The organism is uncultured Ramlibacter sp., from assembly GCF_936925435.1.
Lineage (GTDB): Bacteria > Pseudomonadota > Gammaproteobacteria > Burkholderiales > Burkholderiaceae_C > Ramlibacter.
The window spans coordinates 29,681-43,130 of the sequence record NZ_CAKZHQ010000012.1; the positions used below are offsets into that span (position 1 = coordinate 29,681).

General features: G+C 70.4%; 15 protein-coding genes. 11 read left to right on the forward strand and 4 right to left on the reverse strand.

The features are described 5' to 3' along the window. Positions 1–3 precede the first annotated feature (3 nt). From Q0632_RS07515 to Q0632_RS07540, 6 genes are all read left to right on the forward strand, one after another. On the forward strand, positions 4–849 hold the full coding sequence (locus Q0632_RS07515; RefSeq protein ID WP_298926620.1) for a transporter substrate-binding domain-containing protein: 846 nt from the start codon (positions 4–6) through the stop codon (positions 847–849). A 26-nt stretch (positions 850–875) separates the two neighbouring features. Further along, entirely contained in the window at positions 876–1,622 is a 747-nt protein-coding gene (locus tag Q0632_RS07520) for an amino acid ABC transporter ATP-binding protein (protein WP_298926622.1), read from the forward strand. Between the two features lie 2 nt (positions 1,623–1,624). Continuing rightward, entirely contained in the window at positions 1,625–2,317 is a 693-nt protein-coding gene (locus Q0632_RS07525; RefSeq protein ID WP_298926625.1) for an amino acid ABC transporter permease, read from the forward strand. Between the two features lie 5 nt (positions 2,318–2,322). Continuing rightward, positions 2,323–2,997 (forward strand): amino acid ABC transporter permease, encoded by a 675-nt coding sequence (locus Q0632_RS07530; protein WP_298926628.1) that lies wholly within the window; start codon positions 2,323–2,325, stop codon positions 2,995–2,997. Positions 2,998–3,210: 213 nt separating this feature from the next. Beyond that, complete coding sequence (locus Q0632_RS07535; protein WP_298926632.1) at positions 3,211–3,642, forward strand: YeeE/YedE family protein; 432 nt, start codon at positions 3,211–3,213, stop codon at positions 3,640–3,642. A 14-nt stretch (positions 3,643–3,656) separates the two neighbouring features. Beyond that, entirely contained in the window at positions 3,657–4,088 is a 432-nt protein-coding gene (locus Q0632_RS07540; RefSeq protein ID WP_298926634.1) for a DUF6691 family protein, read from the forward strand. Positions 4,089–4,103: 15 nt separating this feature from the next. On the opposite strand, the gene Q0632_RS07545 is transcribed toward Q0632_RS07540, so the two are convergent. Both Q0632_RS07545 and Q0632_RS07550 read right to left on the reverse strand, forming a co-directional pair. Then, positions 4,104–4,556, reverse strand: coding sequence for a response regulator (locus Q0632_RS07545; protein WP_298926636.1), 453 nt, complete (start codon positions 4,554–4,556; stop codon positions 4,104–4,106). Continuing rightward, positions 4,553–7,102: an ATP-binding protein gene (locus Q0632_RS07550; RefSeq protein ID WP_298926638.1), complete on the reverse strand. Its 2,550-nt coding sequence runs from the start codon at positions 7,100–7,102 to the stop codon at positions 4,553–4,555. Before Q0632_RS07550 ends, Q0632_RS07545 begins: the two co-directional genes overlap by 4 nt. A 123-nt stretch (positions 7,103–7,225) precedes the next feature. Between Q0632_RS07550 and Q0632_RS07555 the strand changes: the two genes are divergently transcribed. Beyond that, positions 7,226–7,501, forward strand: coding sequence for a 2Fe-2S iron-sulfur cluster-binding protein (locus Q0632_RS07555; RefSeq protein ID WP_298926640.1), 276 nt, complete (start codon positions 7,226–7,228; stop codon positions 7,499–7,501). A 39-nt stretch (positions 7,502–7,540) separates the two neighbouring features. Here the strand turns inward: Q0632_RS07555 and Q0632_RS07560 are convergent, their stop codons facing one another. Next, complete coding sequence (locus tag Q0632_RS07560; RefSeq protein WP_298926642.1) at positions 7,541–8,365, reverse strand: helix-turn-helix transcriptional regulator; 825 nt, start codon at positions 8,363–8,365, stop codon at positions 7,541–7,543. An 89-nt stretch (positions 8,366–8,454) separates the two neighbouring features. Between Q0632_RS07560 and Q0632_RS07565 the strand changes: the two genes are divergently transcribed. From Q0632_RS07565 to Q0632_RS07580, 4 genes are read left to right on the forward strand one after another with little or no spacing between them, the layout of a single operon-like run. Beyond that, positions 8,455–9,696: an MFS transporter gene (locus tag Q0632_RS07565; protein ID WP_298926646.1), complete on the forward strand. Its 1,242-nt coding sequence runs from the start codon at positions 8,455–8,457 to the stop codon at positions 9,694–9,696. 37 nt (positions 9,697–9,733) lie between these two features. Then, positions 9,734–11,341 (forward strand): AAA family ATPase, encoded by a 1,608-nt coding sequence (locus tag Q0632_RS07570; protein ID WP_298926649.1) that lies wholly within the window; start codon positions 9,734–9,736, stop codon positions 11,339–11,341. A gap of 12 nt (positions 11,342–11,353) precedes the next feature. After that, the gene (locus tag Q0632_RS07575) at positions 11,354–12,046 is read left to right on the forward strand and encodes a general secretion pathway protein GspB (RefSeq protein WP_298926652.1); all 693 of its coding nucleotides are present in this window, start codon (positions 11,354–11,356) and stop codon (positions 12,044–12,046) included. 47 nt (positions 12,047–12,093) lie between these two features. Beyond that, positions 12,094–12,663 (forward strand): histidine phosphatase family protein, encoded by a 570-nt coding sequence (locus tag Q0632_RS07580; protein WP_298926654.1) that lies wholly within the window; start codon positions 12,094–12,096, stop codon positions 12,661–12,663. A 34-nt stretch (positions 12,664–12,697) separates the two neighbouring features. On the opposite strand, the gene Q0632_RS07585 is transcribed toward Q0632_RS07580, so the two are convergent. Continuing rightward, positions 12,698–13,390, reverse strand: a complete 693-nt coding sequence (locus Q0632_RS07585; RefSeq protein WP_298926657.1) for a hypothetical protein — start codon at positions 13,388–13,390, stop codon at positions 12,698–12,700. Positions 13,391–13,450: the final 60 nt, after the last annotated feature.

The following is a 13,450-nucleotide window of genomic DNA, read 5'->3' on the forward strand; positions in this document are numbered from 1 at the left end:
TGTATGACCACGTTCCCGCGCCTTGCCCTTCTCGCCGCCGTCCTGGCCAGTGCTTCGGCCCTGGCCCAACCGGGCGCGCCCCTGCGCACCGGCGTCGACGCCACCTTCGCCCCCCATGCCATGGTCAAGCTCGATGGCGGGCTGCAGGGCTTCAATATCGACCTGGGTGAAGAACTGGCACGCCGCATGCAGCGCAAGATCACGATCGAAGGCACGGAGTTCTCCGGCCTGGTGCCGGGCCTGAACGCCAAGAAGTACGACTTCATCCTGGCCCCGGTGACGGCCACGCCGGAACGGGCCAAGGCCATGCTGTTCACCGAGGGCTACCTCGATACCGACTACACCTTCGTCACGAAGAAGGGCGCGCCCGCCGTCAACACGCTGGACGACCTCAAAGGCAAGACCCTTGCCGTCAACAAGGGCTCGGCCTACGAGAACTGGGCCCGCGACAACGCGCCCAAGTATGGTTTCAAGTACGACGTGTACGGCACCAACGCCGATGCGGTGCAGGCCGTGCAATCGGGCCGTGCCGACGCCAATCTTGCTGGCAGCACCGTGGCCGCCTGGGCCGCCAAACAGAACCCGGCGGTGCAGACCACCTACACCATCAAGACCGGGCTGGTCTGGGCCCTGGCCTTCCGGCTCGACGACAAGGCCGGCCGCGATGCCGCTGGCAACGCGATCAAGTGCATGAAGGCCGACGGCACCCTGGGCAAGATCGCCCAGAAGTGGTTCGGGGCGCTGCCGCCCGCCGAAGCCACAGCCATGAAGGTGGCCACCGGCCAGGGCGTCGAGGGGCTGGACGGCTACGACCCGGCGCCGGCCAAGCCGGTCTGCGCCAAGGTCTGAGCCACCAGCGCCGCAGTCCGCGACCCATGCCAGCCGCCCCCATTCTCGAAATCGTCGGCCTGCACAAGGCCTACCAGGACACCCCGGTCCTGCGCGGCATCGACCTGCGCGTGCGGCAAGGTCAGCTGGTGTGCGTGATCGGGCCCTCGGGCTCAGGCAAGAGCACCATGCTGCGCTGCTGCAACCGGCTGGAAGAGCCCAGCGCCGGCCAGATCGTCGTCGACGGCATCGACATCATGAAGGCCGGCACCAACCTCAACCAGGTGCGCCAGCGTATCGGCATGGTGTTCCAGCAATTCAACCTGTACCCGCACCTGACCGCGCTGGCCAACGTGACGCTGGCGCTGCGCAAAGTGCAAGGCCATTCGCGCGCGCAGGCCGAGCGGCGCGGCCTCGCGGCGCTGGAGCAGGTCGGGCTGGCGGACAAGTCCGCGAGCTTCCCGGGCCAGCTCTCGGGCGGCCAGCAGCAACGTGTTGGCATTGCCCGCGCCATCGCGCTGGAACCCAAGGTGCTGCTTTTCGACGAGCCCACCAGCGCGCTCGACCCCGAGTTGGTGGGGAGCGTGCTGCAAGCCATGCGGGCGCTCAGGGAGCGCGGCATGACGATGCTGGTGGTGACGCATGAAATGGGCTTTGCCCGCGCTGCGGCGGACCATGTGGTCTTCATGGACGGCGGCGTGGTGGTGGAGGAGGGGCCACCGGCCCAGATCTTCGATGCCCCGCTGCACGAGCGAACGCGTGCCTTCGTGTCGCGCTACACCCAGGGGCACTGAGCATGGACAGTGCCCCGGCCGGGTTCGGCCAGTTCGTCTTCACCTTCTTCAACGTGGACATCGCGGCCCAGTACGCCGGCGAGATCGGTCGCGGCATGGGCGTCACCGCGCTGCTGAGCGTGGCCGTTGTGCTGGCGGGCGTCGCGCTGGGGCTGGCGCTGGCCGTGCTGCGCTCGCTGCACAGGCGCGCGCTGAACCTGCTGATCGTGGCCTTCGCCGACATCCTGCGGGCCCTGCCGCCCTTGGTGATCATCATCGTCCTGTTCTTCGGGTTTCCCTTCATCGGCCTGCCCATGTCGTCGTTCACGGCGACATGGCTGGCGCTGACCCTGGTGCTGGCTGCCTATGCCGAGGAGAGCATCTGGGCGGGCATCGCGGCGCTGCCGCGCGGCCAGGTCGAAGCGGCGCGCTCCACAGGCTTGAGCTGGTGGCAGGCGACGAGTCTGGTGGTTCTGCCGCAGGCGCTGCGGATGGCGGTGCCGCCGCTGACCAACCGCGCCATCTCTGTGACCAAGAACACTGCGCTCGGCTCGGTGGTGGCCCTGAGCGAAATCCTGAACGTGGCGCAGTCGGCCAGCAGCAATGCCGGCAACCCGACGCCTCTGGTGCTGGGCGCCGTTGCCTACCTGCTGCTGTTCCTGCCGGTGGTGGTGCTGGCGCGCTGGCTTGAAACCCGCTGGCAGTGGGTGCGCTGAGAGCCATGGAAGCACTGCTGCACAACTTCTTCAACCTGGCGGTCTACCGCGAGGTCTTCCCGTTCCTGCTGCGCGGCCTCTGGACCACCATCTGGCTGTCGCTGCTGGTGATCCCGATCGGGCTGGCCACGGGGCTCGCTCTGGCCCTGGTCGCCACCCAGAGCCGGCATCGCTGGCTGCGCTGGACGGTCGCGGCTTACACCGACTTCTTCCGTGCCTTCCCGCCGCTGGTGCTGCTGATCCTCATTTACTTTGGCTCGCCATTTCTGGGACTGGAACTTCCCAAGCTGGCGGCGGTGGCCATCGGCTTCATGCTCAACAATTCCAGTTACTTCGCCGAGGTGTTCCGCGCAGGCATTGAGAGCGTGCCTGCCGGCCAGATGGAGGCGGCGCGCTCCACCGGCCTGAGCCGGGCTCAGGCGCTGCGCCATGTCATCGTGCCGCAAGCCAGCCGCAACGTTTTGCCGGACCTGGTGGGCAACGGCATCGAGGTGATCAAGCTGACCACCATCGCCAGCGTGGTGGCGCTGCCGGAACTGCTGCGCGTGGCGCGCGACGCCCAGTCGCTGCTCTACAACCCGTCGCCCATCGTACTGGCTGCATTGATGTACCTCGCCTTGCTGTGGCCGATGGTGCGGTGGCTGGGGCGGCTGGAGCACAGGTCGCGGACGGTGGTCTGAAGGATCCGCAGCGGCCGGGTGGAGCGCGGTGCGCGGGGCCTGAGGCCCTAGCGTTTCCCCCCGATATGGCGGTCATTGCGTGGCCGACAATGGCCAGGCAATGAAACTGGAAACAATCGCTCTGCGCGCGCTGGACCGCCTGCCCCAGCTCAAGGGCTCGGCCTATGACGAGGTCAGCATCCGCCAGCTGCTGACCATGACCTTGCAAGCGTCATGACCATCGACCATCTGCACTTCACGCCCTGGCTGTCGCTGGCCGGCGGCCTGCTGATCGGCCTGGCGGCGGCGGCCTTCATCCTGCTGTCGGGCCGCGTGCTGGGCATCAGCGGCATCGCCGGCGGCCTGCTGCGGCCACTGCGCGGTGATGTGCTCTGGCGCCTGGCCTTCCTGGCCGGGGTGGCGGCGGCGCCGCTGGCCTGGTCGCTGTTCGCGCCGCTGCCGGCCGCGCGTTTCGACACCGGCTGGCCGCTGTTGCTGCTGGCCGGCCTGCTGGTGGGTTGGGGCACGCGCGCTGGCGGCGGCTGCACCAGCGGCCACGGCGTGTGCGGGCTGTCGCGCCTGTCGCCGCGCTCGCTGGCCGCCACCCTGTGCTTCATGGCCACGGGCTTTGCCACGGTGTTCGTCATCCGCCACCTGCTGGCCTGAGCAAGGACATCGCCATGCAACGCGTTGTGGAATTCGCCATCGGCCTGCTGTTCGGCCTGGGCCTGCTGCTGGCCGGCATGGCCGACCCCGGCAAGGTTTTGGGCTTTCTCGACCTGGCCGGCGCCTGGGACCCTTCGCTGGCCCTGGTGATGGCTGGCGCCATCGCGGTCGGCGTGCTGGCCTTCACGCTGGCCCGGCGGCGCAGCCTGGCCCTGCTGGGTGGTGCGATGCAGCTGCCAGCGCAGCGCGGCATCGACCGCCCGCTGGTGCTGGGCAGTCTGGTGTTTGGCGTGGGCTGGGGCCTGGCGGGCTTTTGCCCGGGGCCGGCGCTGGTGGCGGCCGCCGCGGGCCACTGGCAGGCCTGGCTCTTCCTGGCCGGCATGCTGGCGGGGATGGCGCTGCATGGCGCGCGGCTGCCCCGGGGCGCGCCGGTGGCCGTGGAGTAGGCGGGCGCAGCGCCCTCAGGCGCCGGCCGGGGCCGCCGCCGCTGCCGTCCCACAGGCCTGGCGGTGGGCGGCGATCAGCGGCGCCAGTGAGGCAGGGGTCAGCGGCTTGGCCAGCGCGCCCAGCAGGCGCACTTCCGAGGCGCAGGCCATGGTGCGCATGGTTTCGAGCATCTTGGGGCCCAGCGCGCTGCACAGGATGAGCGACAGGCCGGGATGGGTGGCGCCCAGGGCGTCGGCCAATTGCAGGCCGTTCATGCCAGGCATGGACAGGTCGCTGATGACGATGTCCAGCGCACTGGCCGGGTCGGCGGCGATCTCCAGCGCGGCGGCGCCGTCGGCCGCCTCGTAGACCGCCGCCGCGCCCAGCGTGGCCAGCAGGCGCGCCAGCAGGCGGCGCTGGAACTCGTGGTCCTCCACCAGCAGGAAGCGCAGTCCCTGGCCTGGCAGGGCCGTGTGAGTCTGGCTCATCGCGTTGCCTCCGCCGTGTCGGCACTGGTCGCCAGCGCGTGTTGCAGCCTGGCGTTTTCTTGCGCCAGAGCGCCCATTGCCGCGCCCACGCCCTGCGCGTCGCGTCCTTCGGCCAGCAGCTCGATGCGCTCGCAGACGTCGGCCAGGGAGACCGCACCGATCATCAGGCAGCTGCCGCGAATGCGGTGGGCCTGGGCCTTGGCGCTGGTCATGTCGTCCCGCCGCACCGCTTCGAACAATGTGGCGCAGTCCTCGGCATGCAGGCGGTTGAAGTGCGCCAGGATCTCGGCGCGCGCCTGCGCGTCGCCGCCGCAGACCGCGTCCAGGACGCCATGGCTGAGGACGGGCAGGCTGGGAGCCTCCTCGCCGGGCACCCAGCGCGCCAGGCAGCGGGCGATCTGTCCCAGCTGCATGGGCTTGACCAGGTAGTCGTCCATGCCGGCGGCCAGGCATTTGGCGGTGGCCGAGGGCAGGGCATTGGCCGTGCAGGCCACGATGGGGATGCGCGGCAGGCCGCGCTCCTGTTCGGCTTCGCGGATGAAGGCCGCCAGTGCGTAGCCGTCCATGCGCGGCATGTTGCAGTCGGCCAGCACGGCGGCGTAGCTGCCGGCCAACCATTGGGCCAGGGCATCCTCGCCATCGCAGGCGGTGTCGGCGCTGTAGCCCAGCAGCTCGACCTGGCGTTTGATCAGCTGGCGGTTGGTCGGGTGGTCGTCGACGATCAGCAGGCGCGGCCCGCGGCCGCTGCCGGCGGGCGCGTCCGCCATGGGGAGCAAGCCGTCGGCTGGCGCCTGCAGCTCGCCGCGCAGCGGCAGCGGTCCGTCGTCGGGCGCCACCGGGAAGGCCACGCACAGCGTGACCTCGGTGCCGCGGTCCGGCTCGCTGCGGATCTCCAGCTCGCCGCCCATCTGCTGGGTCAGGCGCTTGCAGATCACCAGGCCCAGGCCGGTGCCGCCGAAGCGCGCCGCGGTCTCGCTACTGGCCTGCTCGTAGGGCCGGAACAGTCGGGCCAGCACCTCGGGCGACATGCCCTCGCCGCTGTCGCTCACGGCAATGCGCAGCTTCTGCGTGCCGTCCGGCCCGTCGATGGCTGCCACCTCGATGCCGACCTTGCCGGCGGCGGTGAACTTGACGGCGTTGGACACCAGGTTGTTCATGATCTGCGCCAGCCGCAGCGGGTCGAACAACAGGCGTGGCGCCAGCGTGGGCGCCACCGTGACCGACAGCGCCAGGCCCTTGCCCGAGGCGGCGGTGCGATGGATCTCGGCGGTGGTGTTGACCACTTCCTGCACCGAGTCGGCCACCGGGTTGAGCGTGAGCTTGCCGGCCTCGATCTTGGAAAAATCCAGCAGATCGTTGACGATCAGCAGCAGCGATCTGGCCGAGCTGCGGATCACCTTGAGCATGGCGCGTTGGTCCTCGCCCAGCGCGCTCAGGTCGAACAGCTCCAGCATGCCCAGCATGCCGTTCATGGGCGTGCGGATCTCGTGGCTGACCGAGGCCAGGAAGTTGCTCTTGGCGGCGTTGGCGAGTTTGGCCTTCTCGATGGCCAGGGTCAGGGCCCGGTCCATCTCGACCTCGGCCGTGACGTCGGCCCAGTAGCCACTCCACAGCACGTCGCCATTGGCTTCGCGGCGGGCGGTGGCGCGGCTGCGGATCCAGCGTGTATGGTCCAGGCCCGCCACGCGCGCGTCCACCTGCCAGGGCGCCAGGGTGTCGCGCGCCAGGGCCCAGGCCCGGTCGAAGGCGGGCCGGTCCTCTGGCAGGATGTTGGCGGCGATGCGCGCGGTCGTGAGCCGCTGGCCGTCGGGGGTCAGGCCCAGTTGCTGCTCGGCGTTGTCGCTGACGAATTCGAACTCCGGCATACGGCCGGGGATCTGGCGCAATTGCCAGACGCTCAATGGCAGGCCCTGCACCAGCCGGCCGATGCGCCGCTCGGACTGCGCCAGCTGCAGCGCCTGGCGGTTGTAGCTGCGAAAGACCAGGGCGATGGCCACCGCGCTGACCACGCCCATGGCCAGCAGGGCCAGCAGCACCATGTTGCTGCTATCGCGGTGCTGGCTGCGCCGGCTGCCCAGCAGCTTGAGCTGTGCTTCTTCCAGCCCCGACAGGGCGCTGCGCACATCGGAGGACAGCTGCTGCGCCTGCACAAGGACCTGGCGCCCGCCCGGATCGATGGCGGCCAGGGCATCGACAGTGTGCACTGCCGTGCGCATCAGCGTCAGGCTGTCGGCGGGTTGCGCCTGGTCCGCAGCCAGCAGGTCGGCGGCCTCGAGCAGGTGGGCGCGCACGCGCTCCTGCATCTCCATGCGCCGCAGTGCGCGGTCGGCATCGGGCTGGCGCAACTGCGCCTCCAGCGCGGTCTCGAACTGCTCCATCTCCTGCTCGGCCTCGGCAATGGCCAGCAAGATCTCGTGCGTGTTCTCGACCAGGCTGGACGAGGTGCGCGAATGCACCGCCACCTCGTACAAGGCGACGGTCATGACCAGCAGAGCGGCCAGGGAGACGGACAGGGCGGTGAGAAGGAAGCGGCGGGTGGACTGCATGGCATTGCCGGACACGTGGTCCAGCCTCTGCATCCATTTTCGGCGGGGCCGGGCGCGCCGCGCTAGGGCGATTGCCTAAGCGGGACTGGGAAGTGGCTGCTGCCGCCCCGCTACCATGGCCGCGTGAGCCACGCCTACCGCATCCGCCTGCAGCCCTCGGGTACCACTTTCGCCGCACTTGCAGACCAGACCCTGCTGGCCGCGGCCGAGGCCGCCGGCCTGGCCCTGCCCAGCTCGTGCCGCAACGGGACCTGCCGCACCTGCCGGCAGCAGCTGGTGTCCGGCAGTGTCAGCTACAAGATCGAATGGCCCGGCCTGCTGGCCGAGGAAAAAGCCGAGGGCTGGATCCTGCCCTGCGTGGCGTATCCGGCGGGCGACCTCGTCATCGGGCCGCGATAGCTCCTGTTTTGATAGCTACCCAGGTCCAATACACGGGGGCTAGAGGCTGATTTTGCCCAAGAAAGCGCGTGGCGGCTGGCCCATGGCGGCCTTGAACATGGCGCTGAAGGCGCTGTCGCTGGCGTAGCCGCTGGCAGCGGCCACATGGCTGACGGGCAGGCCGCGCGCCAGCATGGGCAGGGCATGGGCCAGCACCGCCTGCTGGCGCCATTGCTGGTAGCTCAGACCCAGTTCGCTTTTGAACAATCGCGCCATGGTGCGCTCGCTGGCGCCGAAGTCGCCCGCCCAGGCGGCCAGGGTGGCGCGCTGCGAGGGGGTGGCCAGCACCGCCTCGCACAGCGCGCGCAGGCGCTTGTCGCCGCCTTGCAGGGCCGGCATGGGCACGCCCAGGGCCTGCGGGTCGGCGCGGGCGATCTCGTCGAGCACCAGCCGCGTCAGCATGTCCTCGCGCTCGCCCGGCGCGGTCACCGCGTCCAGCGCGCCGATCAGCTCGCGCAACAGGGCCGACACCACGATCACGCGGCAGCCGTCCCAGTCCGGCGGCGTGACCGAGGCGTCGATGTAGAGCGTGCGAAATTGCGCCGCCTCCAGCACGTGGACCGAATGGCGCGCACCCGGCGCGATCCAGACCGCGCGCGACGGCGGCACGATGTAGGTCGCTTCGTCGCGGCCGCGCTGCTCGCTGGTGACCTGGACGATGCCGGTGGCGCAGTAGGCCAGCTGCGACCAGGCATGGCTGTGCGGCTCGAAGTGGCTGTCGGCCTGCATGCTGCGGGCCCGCACCCGCACCGGCCGGCGCGCGCTGGGCTGGTAGGGGTGCAGGTCGTCGCCGACCGCGATGGTGTGCTTGCGCGGACGCTGCATGGATGGATTCTAGGGCGCGTGGCCGAAAACAGCATGAAGCTGTCGTTCCGTCGCATTTCAGAAAGTCCGCGGCCCGCGATACTGGGCCCATGAGCACCACCACCGCGAACGCAATGGCCGCCGTGCCGCTGCGCCAGGACGCCGGCGTCATCGGCCTGGTCGGCCTGGCCCACATGATCAGCCATTTCAGCCAGCTGTTGCTGGCGCCGCTGTTCCCCTGGCTCAAGGACGCCTTCGACGCCAGCTACACCGAGCTGGGCTTTCTGATGACCATCTTCTTCGTGGTCTCCTGCGCCGTGCAGGCCAGCTCGGGCTTCCTGGTCGACAAATACGGCCCGCGGCCCATCCTGTTCGGCGGTCTGGCCCTGCTGGGCGCGGCGGCCTTCGGTTTTGCCGCCAGCAGCAGCTACGCGATGATGGCCGGCTTCTCGGCGCTGGCAGGCATAGGCAACGGCGTCTTCCACCCGGTGGACTACACCTTGATCAACCGCAAGGTGAGCCCGCCGCGCCTGGGCCATGCCTACAGCTTCCACGGCATCACCGGCAGCCTGGGCTGGGCGCTGGCGCCGGTGGTGGTCGTGCCCCTGGCCATCGCCTTTTCCTGGCGCGTGGCGCTGATGGGCGCCGGCACGCTGGCCTTCATCGTGCTGGCCGTGCTGGTCGCCAACCGCAGCAAGCTGGACCTGCCGGCCGCCGCGCCGCAACAGGCAAGCGGCAAACAGGCCGCCGCCGAGGGCACATTCGAGTTCCTGCGTGTGCCGGCGGTCTGGATGTGCTTTGTCTTCTTCTTCCTGTACGCGGTGATCATCAGCGTGGTCCAGGCCTTTGCACCGGAGGCGGCGCGCCAGCTGCACGGCACGCCGGTGGCGCTGGCCGCGATGTGCCTGACGGTCTACATGGTCTTCAGCGCCGGCGGCATGGTGTTCGGCGGCTTCCTGGCCTCCGACCCGGCGCGCTGCGAGCGTGTGGTGGGCATCGGCTTTGGCGTGGCTGCAGCGGTGGCCCTGTGCATCGGCTTCGCGCCCGTGCCGGGCCTGGCGGTGCCGGCGCTGTTTGGCGTGATGGGCTTTGCCACCGGCATCTCCGGGCCGTCGCGCGACCTGCTGGTCAAGAAGTCCACACCCGAGAACGCCACCGGCCGGGTCTATGGCATCGTCTACTCGGGGCTGGACATCGGCCAGGCCTGCGCGCCGCTGGTCTTTGGCAGCCTGATGGACCATCAGCACTACCAGGGCGTGTGGCTGGGCCTGGTGCTGGCCCAGGGCCTGCTGGTGGCCAGCGCCTTCAAGGTGCGCAAGGTGCGCCGCACGGTGGCGGTGACCGCCGCCTGAACAGCCGCGGCGCGGCGCCACTGTATCCTTGGCGCCCATGTATGCGCCATTCTTCGGCCTGAACCGCGAGCCGTTCTCGATCGCACCCGATCCTCGCCTGCTGTTCATGAGCGAGCGGCACCGGGAGGCGCTGGCCCACCTGCTGTATGGCCTGGGCGGCGGGGGCGGCTTCGTGCTGCTCACCGGCGAGATCGGCACCGGCAAGACCACGGTGTGCCGGCTGTTCCTGGAGCAGGTGCCGGCCAACTGCAATGTCGCCTACATCTTCAATCCCAAGCTGACGGTGACCGAGCTGCTGCAATCGGTCTGCGACGAGTTCCATATCGCCTTGCCGCCCAAGGACCTGGCGCCCACCGTCAAGGACTATCTCGATCCGCTCAACGGCTTCCTGCTGCATGCCCACGGCCAGGGCCTCAACAACGTGTTGATCATCGACGAGGCGCAGAACCTGTCGGCCGAGGTGCTCGAGCAGCTGCGCCTGCTGACCAACCTGGAGACCAGCGAGCGCAAGCTGCTGCAGATCATCCTGATCGGCCAGCCCGAGCTGCGCACCATGCTGCAACGCCCCGAGCTGGAGCAACTGGCCCAGCGGGTGATCGCACGCTACCACCTGGACGCGCTGAGCGAGGCCGAGACGGCACAGTACATCGCGCACCGGCTGGAGGTCTCCGGGCGCATCGGCGCGCTGCCGTTCGACCGCAAGGCGCTGCACCGCATCCACCAGCTCTCGCGCGGCGTGCCGCGGCGCATCAATCTGCTGTGCGACCGGGCCCTGCTGGGCGCCTTTGCCGGTAGCCAGGCTGTGGTCACGCGCGCCATCGTCGACAAGGCGGCCGGCGAGGTCTTCGACCCGCCGGCGCGCGCGCTGCCGCTGTGGCAGCGCAGCCTGGCCGTGCTGGGTCTGAGCGTGGCGGTGGCCGCCTGCTTTGTGCTGCTGGGTCGGCTGCTGGCACAGGCGGACCCCGCCGCCAAGGCGCCCGTCGCCGCAGCGCCCACGCCTGCTGCTGCCGTTGCGGCCGCTTCTGCCACCCCGGCGGCGGCCGCCACACCGCCGGCGCCCAAGCCGGCCCTGCTGCGCGACGAGGACCAGGCCTGGCGCGAGCTGGCCCAGGCCTGGAAGTTCGCGCCGGTGGTGGGCGATCCCTGCGAGATCCTGCCGCCGGCGCAGATCCAGTGCTTCTCCCGTGCCACCAGCCTGGCGCTGATCCGCCAGCTGGACCGGCCAGGCATCCTGACCCTGGACGCCGCCAGCGGCCAGGCTTCCTATGCCTTGTTGACGGCCCTGGGGCCCGACAGCGCCACCTTGCGCGCCGGCGACAGCGAGCAGACCGTCACGCTCAGCGCGCTGGCGGCTCGCTGGCAGGGCGACTACGCCACCTTGTGGCGGCCGCCGCCGGGCTATGCCGGCCGTGTTGCCGATGGCCAGGGTGGCCCCACCGTGCAGTGGGTGGCGCAGCGCCTGGCCCAGGCCGGCGGCACGCCGCCGCCGGAGCGGCCGGTGCTGGATGCGGCGATGAAGGCCCAGGTGCGGGCCTTCCAGCTGGCCCAGGGCCTGCCCGCCGACGGCCAGCTCGGCCCCATGACCTTCATGCAACTCAACCGCGCTGCCGGCGTGGACGAGCCGCGCCTGCGCGCCGGCTCCTGACGCCAAAGCTCCATGTCCTACATCCTCGATGCGCTCAAGAAGGCCGATGCCCAGCGCGAGCGCGATCCGGCGCGCGGCATCCATGCCCAGGGCGCGACAACGCCGCGGGCCGACCCGCCGGTGGCCGGTGCGATTGCGCCCTGGCTATGGGGCGTCGCCGCCGTGGCCGCCGTGTCGCTGGCCCTGGCGGCCTGGCAGCTGATGAAGCCGCAGCCGGTGACGGTGGCGCCGGGCGTGCGCGTGTTGCCGCAGCCGGCGCCAGCGCCCGCCGCAGCGCCCGTGGCCGCTGCGCCCGCGGTGGTGGCTTCGGCGGTACTGCCTGCGGCGCCGCCGGCTGCAGCTGCGCCTATTGCAGCGGCCCCTGCGCCGGCACGCGTGGCCCGGGCCGCTTCGGCGCCGCGGCCTGCCGCGTCCGCGGCTGCAGCCTCGGCCGCAGCCGCAGCCGCTGCGCCGGCTGCAGCCGCAGCCGCTGCGCCGGCTGCAGCCGAACAACTTCTGCCGGCCAGCCAGTTGCCTGGCGATGTGCCCAAGCTGGCGATCAGCGGCGGTGTCTATTCCGACAATCCGGCGCAGCGCATGCTGGTGGTCAACGGCCAGGTGGTCAACGAAGGCGCCGAGCTGGCGCCAGGCCTGGTGCTCGAGCAGATCCGGCCGCGCACCGCGGTGCTGCGCCATCGCGGCCTGCGCTACAGCGCATCCTACTGATCCGCCGCCAGGGCGGGTAGCATGGTGCGAGCCCCATGGAGGTCCGCATGCTGCATTCGTTTTTCCGCGTCATGGCCTTGCTGGCTGCGCTGGCCTGCGGCCAGGCCGTGGCCGACGAGGCGCTGTGGGCCCTGCTCAAGGGCGGCGGCCAGGTGGTCCTGCTGCGCCACGGCCTGACCACACCGGGCGTGGGCGACCCCGAGGGCATGTCACTGGACGACTGCGCCAGCCAGCGCAACCTCAATGACGAAGGCCGGGCCGAAGCGCGTGCCCTGGGCCAGGCCTGGCGCAGCCGCGGGATCCTGGTGGGCCAGCTGCTGTCCAGCCCCTGGTGCCGCTGCACCGAGACGGCGCGCCTGGCTTTCGGCAGGGAGGCCACCGTCTCTCCGGCGCTGGGCAATCTGTTCGGCCGGCCCGAGCGGCAGGCGCAGCAGGTGGCGCAACTCAAGCCCTTGGTGGGCGCACGGCAGGCGCAGGGCAACACGGTGATGGTTTCGCACGGCTCCACCATCGCGGCGCTGACCGGCGTGTCGCCGGCGACGGCGGAGATGGTGGTGCTGACGCCCCACGGCGGCGGCCGCTTCAGCGTGGCGGGCCGGATGAAGATCGCGCCCTGAGCGAATCGCCTACCGCGAGGACAACAAGCTGGCGCTAAGGCGCCATGGGCGGCTGGAACACCGACCAGTGGCCATCCTTGAACAGGTACAGCGCTGAGGACACCCGGCTGCGTGCGGCGCCGGCGTACAGGGCGGTGGCGGAAAAGCGCAGGCTGGCCACGGCGTCGTCATCGTCGGCCGGCGCGTAGACCAGGCCGCCACGCCGCGGCACCGCAGCCACCAGGCCTTGCGGGTGCTGGCGCAGCTGCTCCTGCCAGAAGTCGCGGTCCAGGAAGTAGCTGCTGTTCAAGTCCGGCGCGCCGCCTTGCACCTGCATCAGGCCGCCGCTCCAGGGCTGGGCCGCCGGCGTGCCATAGACACGGCGCATGTTGGCGATGGCCAGCTGCAAGGCCTGTTGCGGTTCGAGCCGCAGCCGCTGCAGGTCTTCGGGTGAGGCGCTCTGCATGCTTTGCGGGCCGTCGAACACCAGCCGGATGTGCATGTCGCCCAGGTAGTGGAACCAGCTGGTCTCCAGCTCGATGGCGCGTCCGTCGGGCATGGTGGCGCGCAGCTTGCCGTAAGGCTGCAGCGACTCGTCCTGCTTGTTGGCGCCGGCCGACTCGCGCAGCACCGCCATCAGGTTGGCCGGCCCGGTGTCGAAGGCATCGGCCGCCTGCGCGTTGCCGGCCAATGGTGCGCACAGCAGGGCGAGCCAGAGCGCGAAGGCTGTGTGATTGCGGCGTGCCATGGACGATCCCCTCGAATGCGGACACCGCCATCGTGCGCCGCGTTGCGTCAGGACGCAACA

Excerpts from the sequence above, each read along its gene's own strand:
- Q0632_RS07515 (WP_298926620.1), top strand. The coding sequence starts at position 4 with ATGACCACGTTCCCGCGCCTTGCCCTTCTCGCCGCCGTCCTGGCCAGT.
- Q0632_RS07520 (WP_298926622.1), top strand. The coding sequence starts at position 876 with ATGCCAGCCGCCCCCATTCTCGAAATCGTCGGCCTGCACAAGGCCTAC.
- Q0632_RS07525 (WP_298926625.1), top strand. The coding sequence starts at position 1,625 with ATGGACAGTGCCCCGGCCGGGTTCGGCCAGTTCGTCTTCACCTTCTTC.
- Q0632_RS07530 (WP_298926628.1), top strand. The coding sequence starts at position 2,323 with ATGGAAGCACTGCTGCACAACTTCTTCAACCTGGCGGTCTACCGCGAG.
- Q0632_RS07535 (WP_298926632.1), top strand. The coding sequence starts at position 3,211 with ATGACCATCGACCATCTGCACTTCACGCCCTGGCTGTCGCTGGCCGGC.
- Q0632_RS07540 (WP_298926634.1), top strand. The coding sequence starts at position 3,657 with ATGCAACGCGTTGTGGAATTCGCCATCGGCCTGCTGTTCGGCCTGGGC.
- Q0632_RS07545 (WP_298926636.1), bottom strand. The coding sequence starts at position 4,556 with ATGAGCCAGACTCACACGGCCCTGCCAGGCCAGGGACTGCGCTTCCTG.
- Q0632_RS07550 (WP_298926638.1), bottom strand. The coding sequence starts at position 7,102 with ATGCAGTCCACCCGCCGCTTCCTTCTCACCGCCCTGTCCGTCTCCCTG.
- Q0632_RS07560 (WP_298926642.1), bottom strand. The coding sequence starts at position 8,365 with ATGCAGCGTCCGCGCAAGCACACCATCGCGGTCGGCGACGACCTGCAC.
- Q0632_RS07565 (WP_298926646.1), top strand. The coding sequence starts at position 8,455 with ATGAGCACCACCACCGCGAACGCAATGGCCGCCGTGCCGCTGCGCCAG.
- Q0632_RS07570 (WP_298926649.1), top strand. The coding sequence starts at position 9,734 with ATGTATGCGCCATTCTTCGGCCTGAACCGCGAGCCGTTCTCGATCGCA.
- Q0632_RS07575 (WP_298926652.1), top strand. The coding sequence starts at position 11,354 with ATGTCCTACATCCTCGATGCGCTCAAGAAGGCCGATGCCCAGCGCGAG.
- Q0632_RS07580 (WP_298926654.1), top strand. The coding sequence starts at position 12,094 with ATGCTGCATTCGTTTTTCCGCGTCATGGCCTTGCTGGCTGCGCTGGCC.
- Q0632_RS07585 (WP_298926657.1), bottom strand. The coding sequence starts at position 13,390 with ATGGCACGCCGCAATCACACAGCCTTCGCGCTCTGGCTCGCCCTGCTG.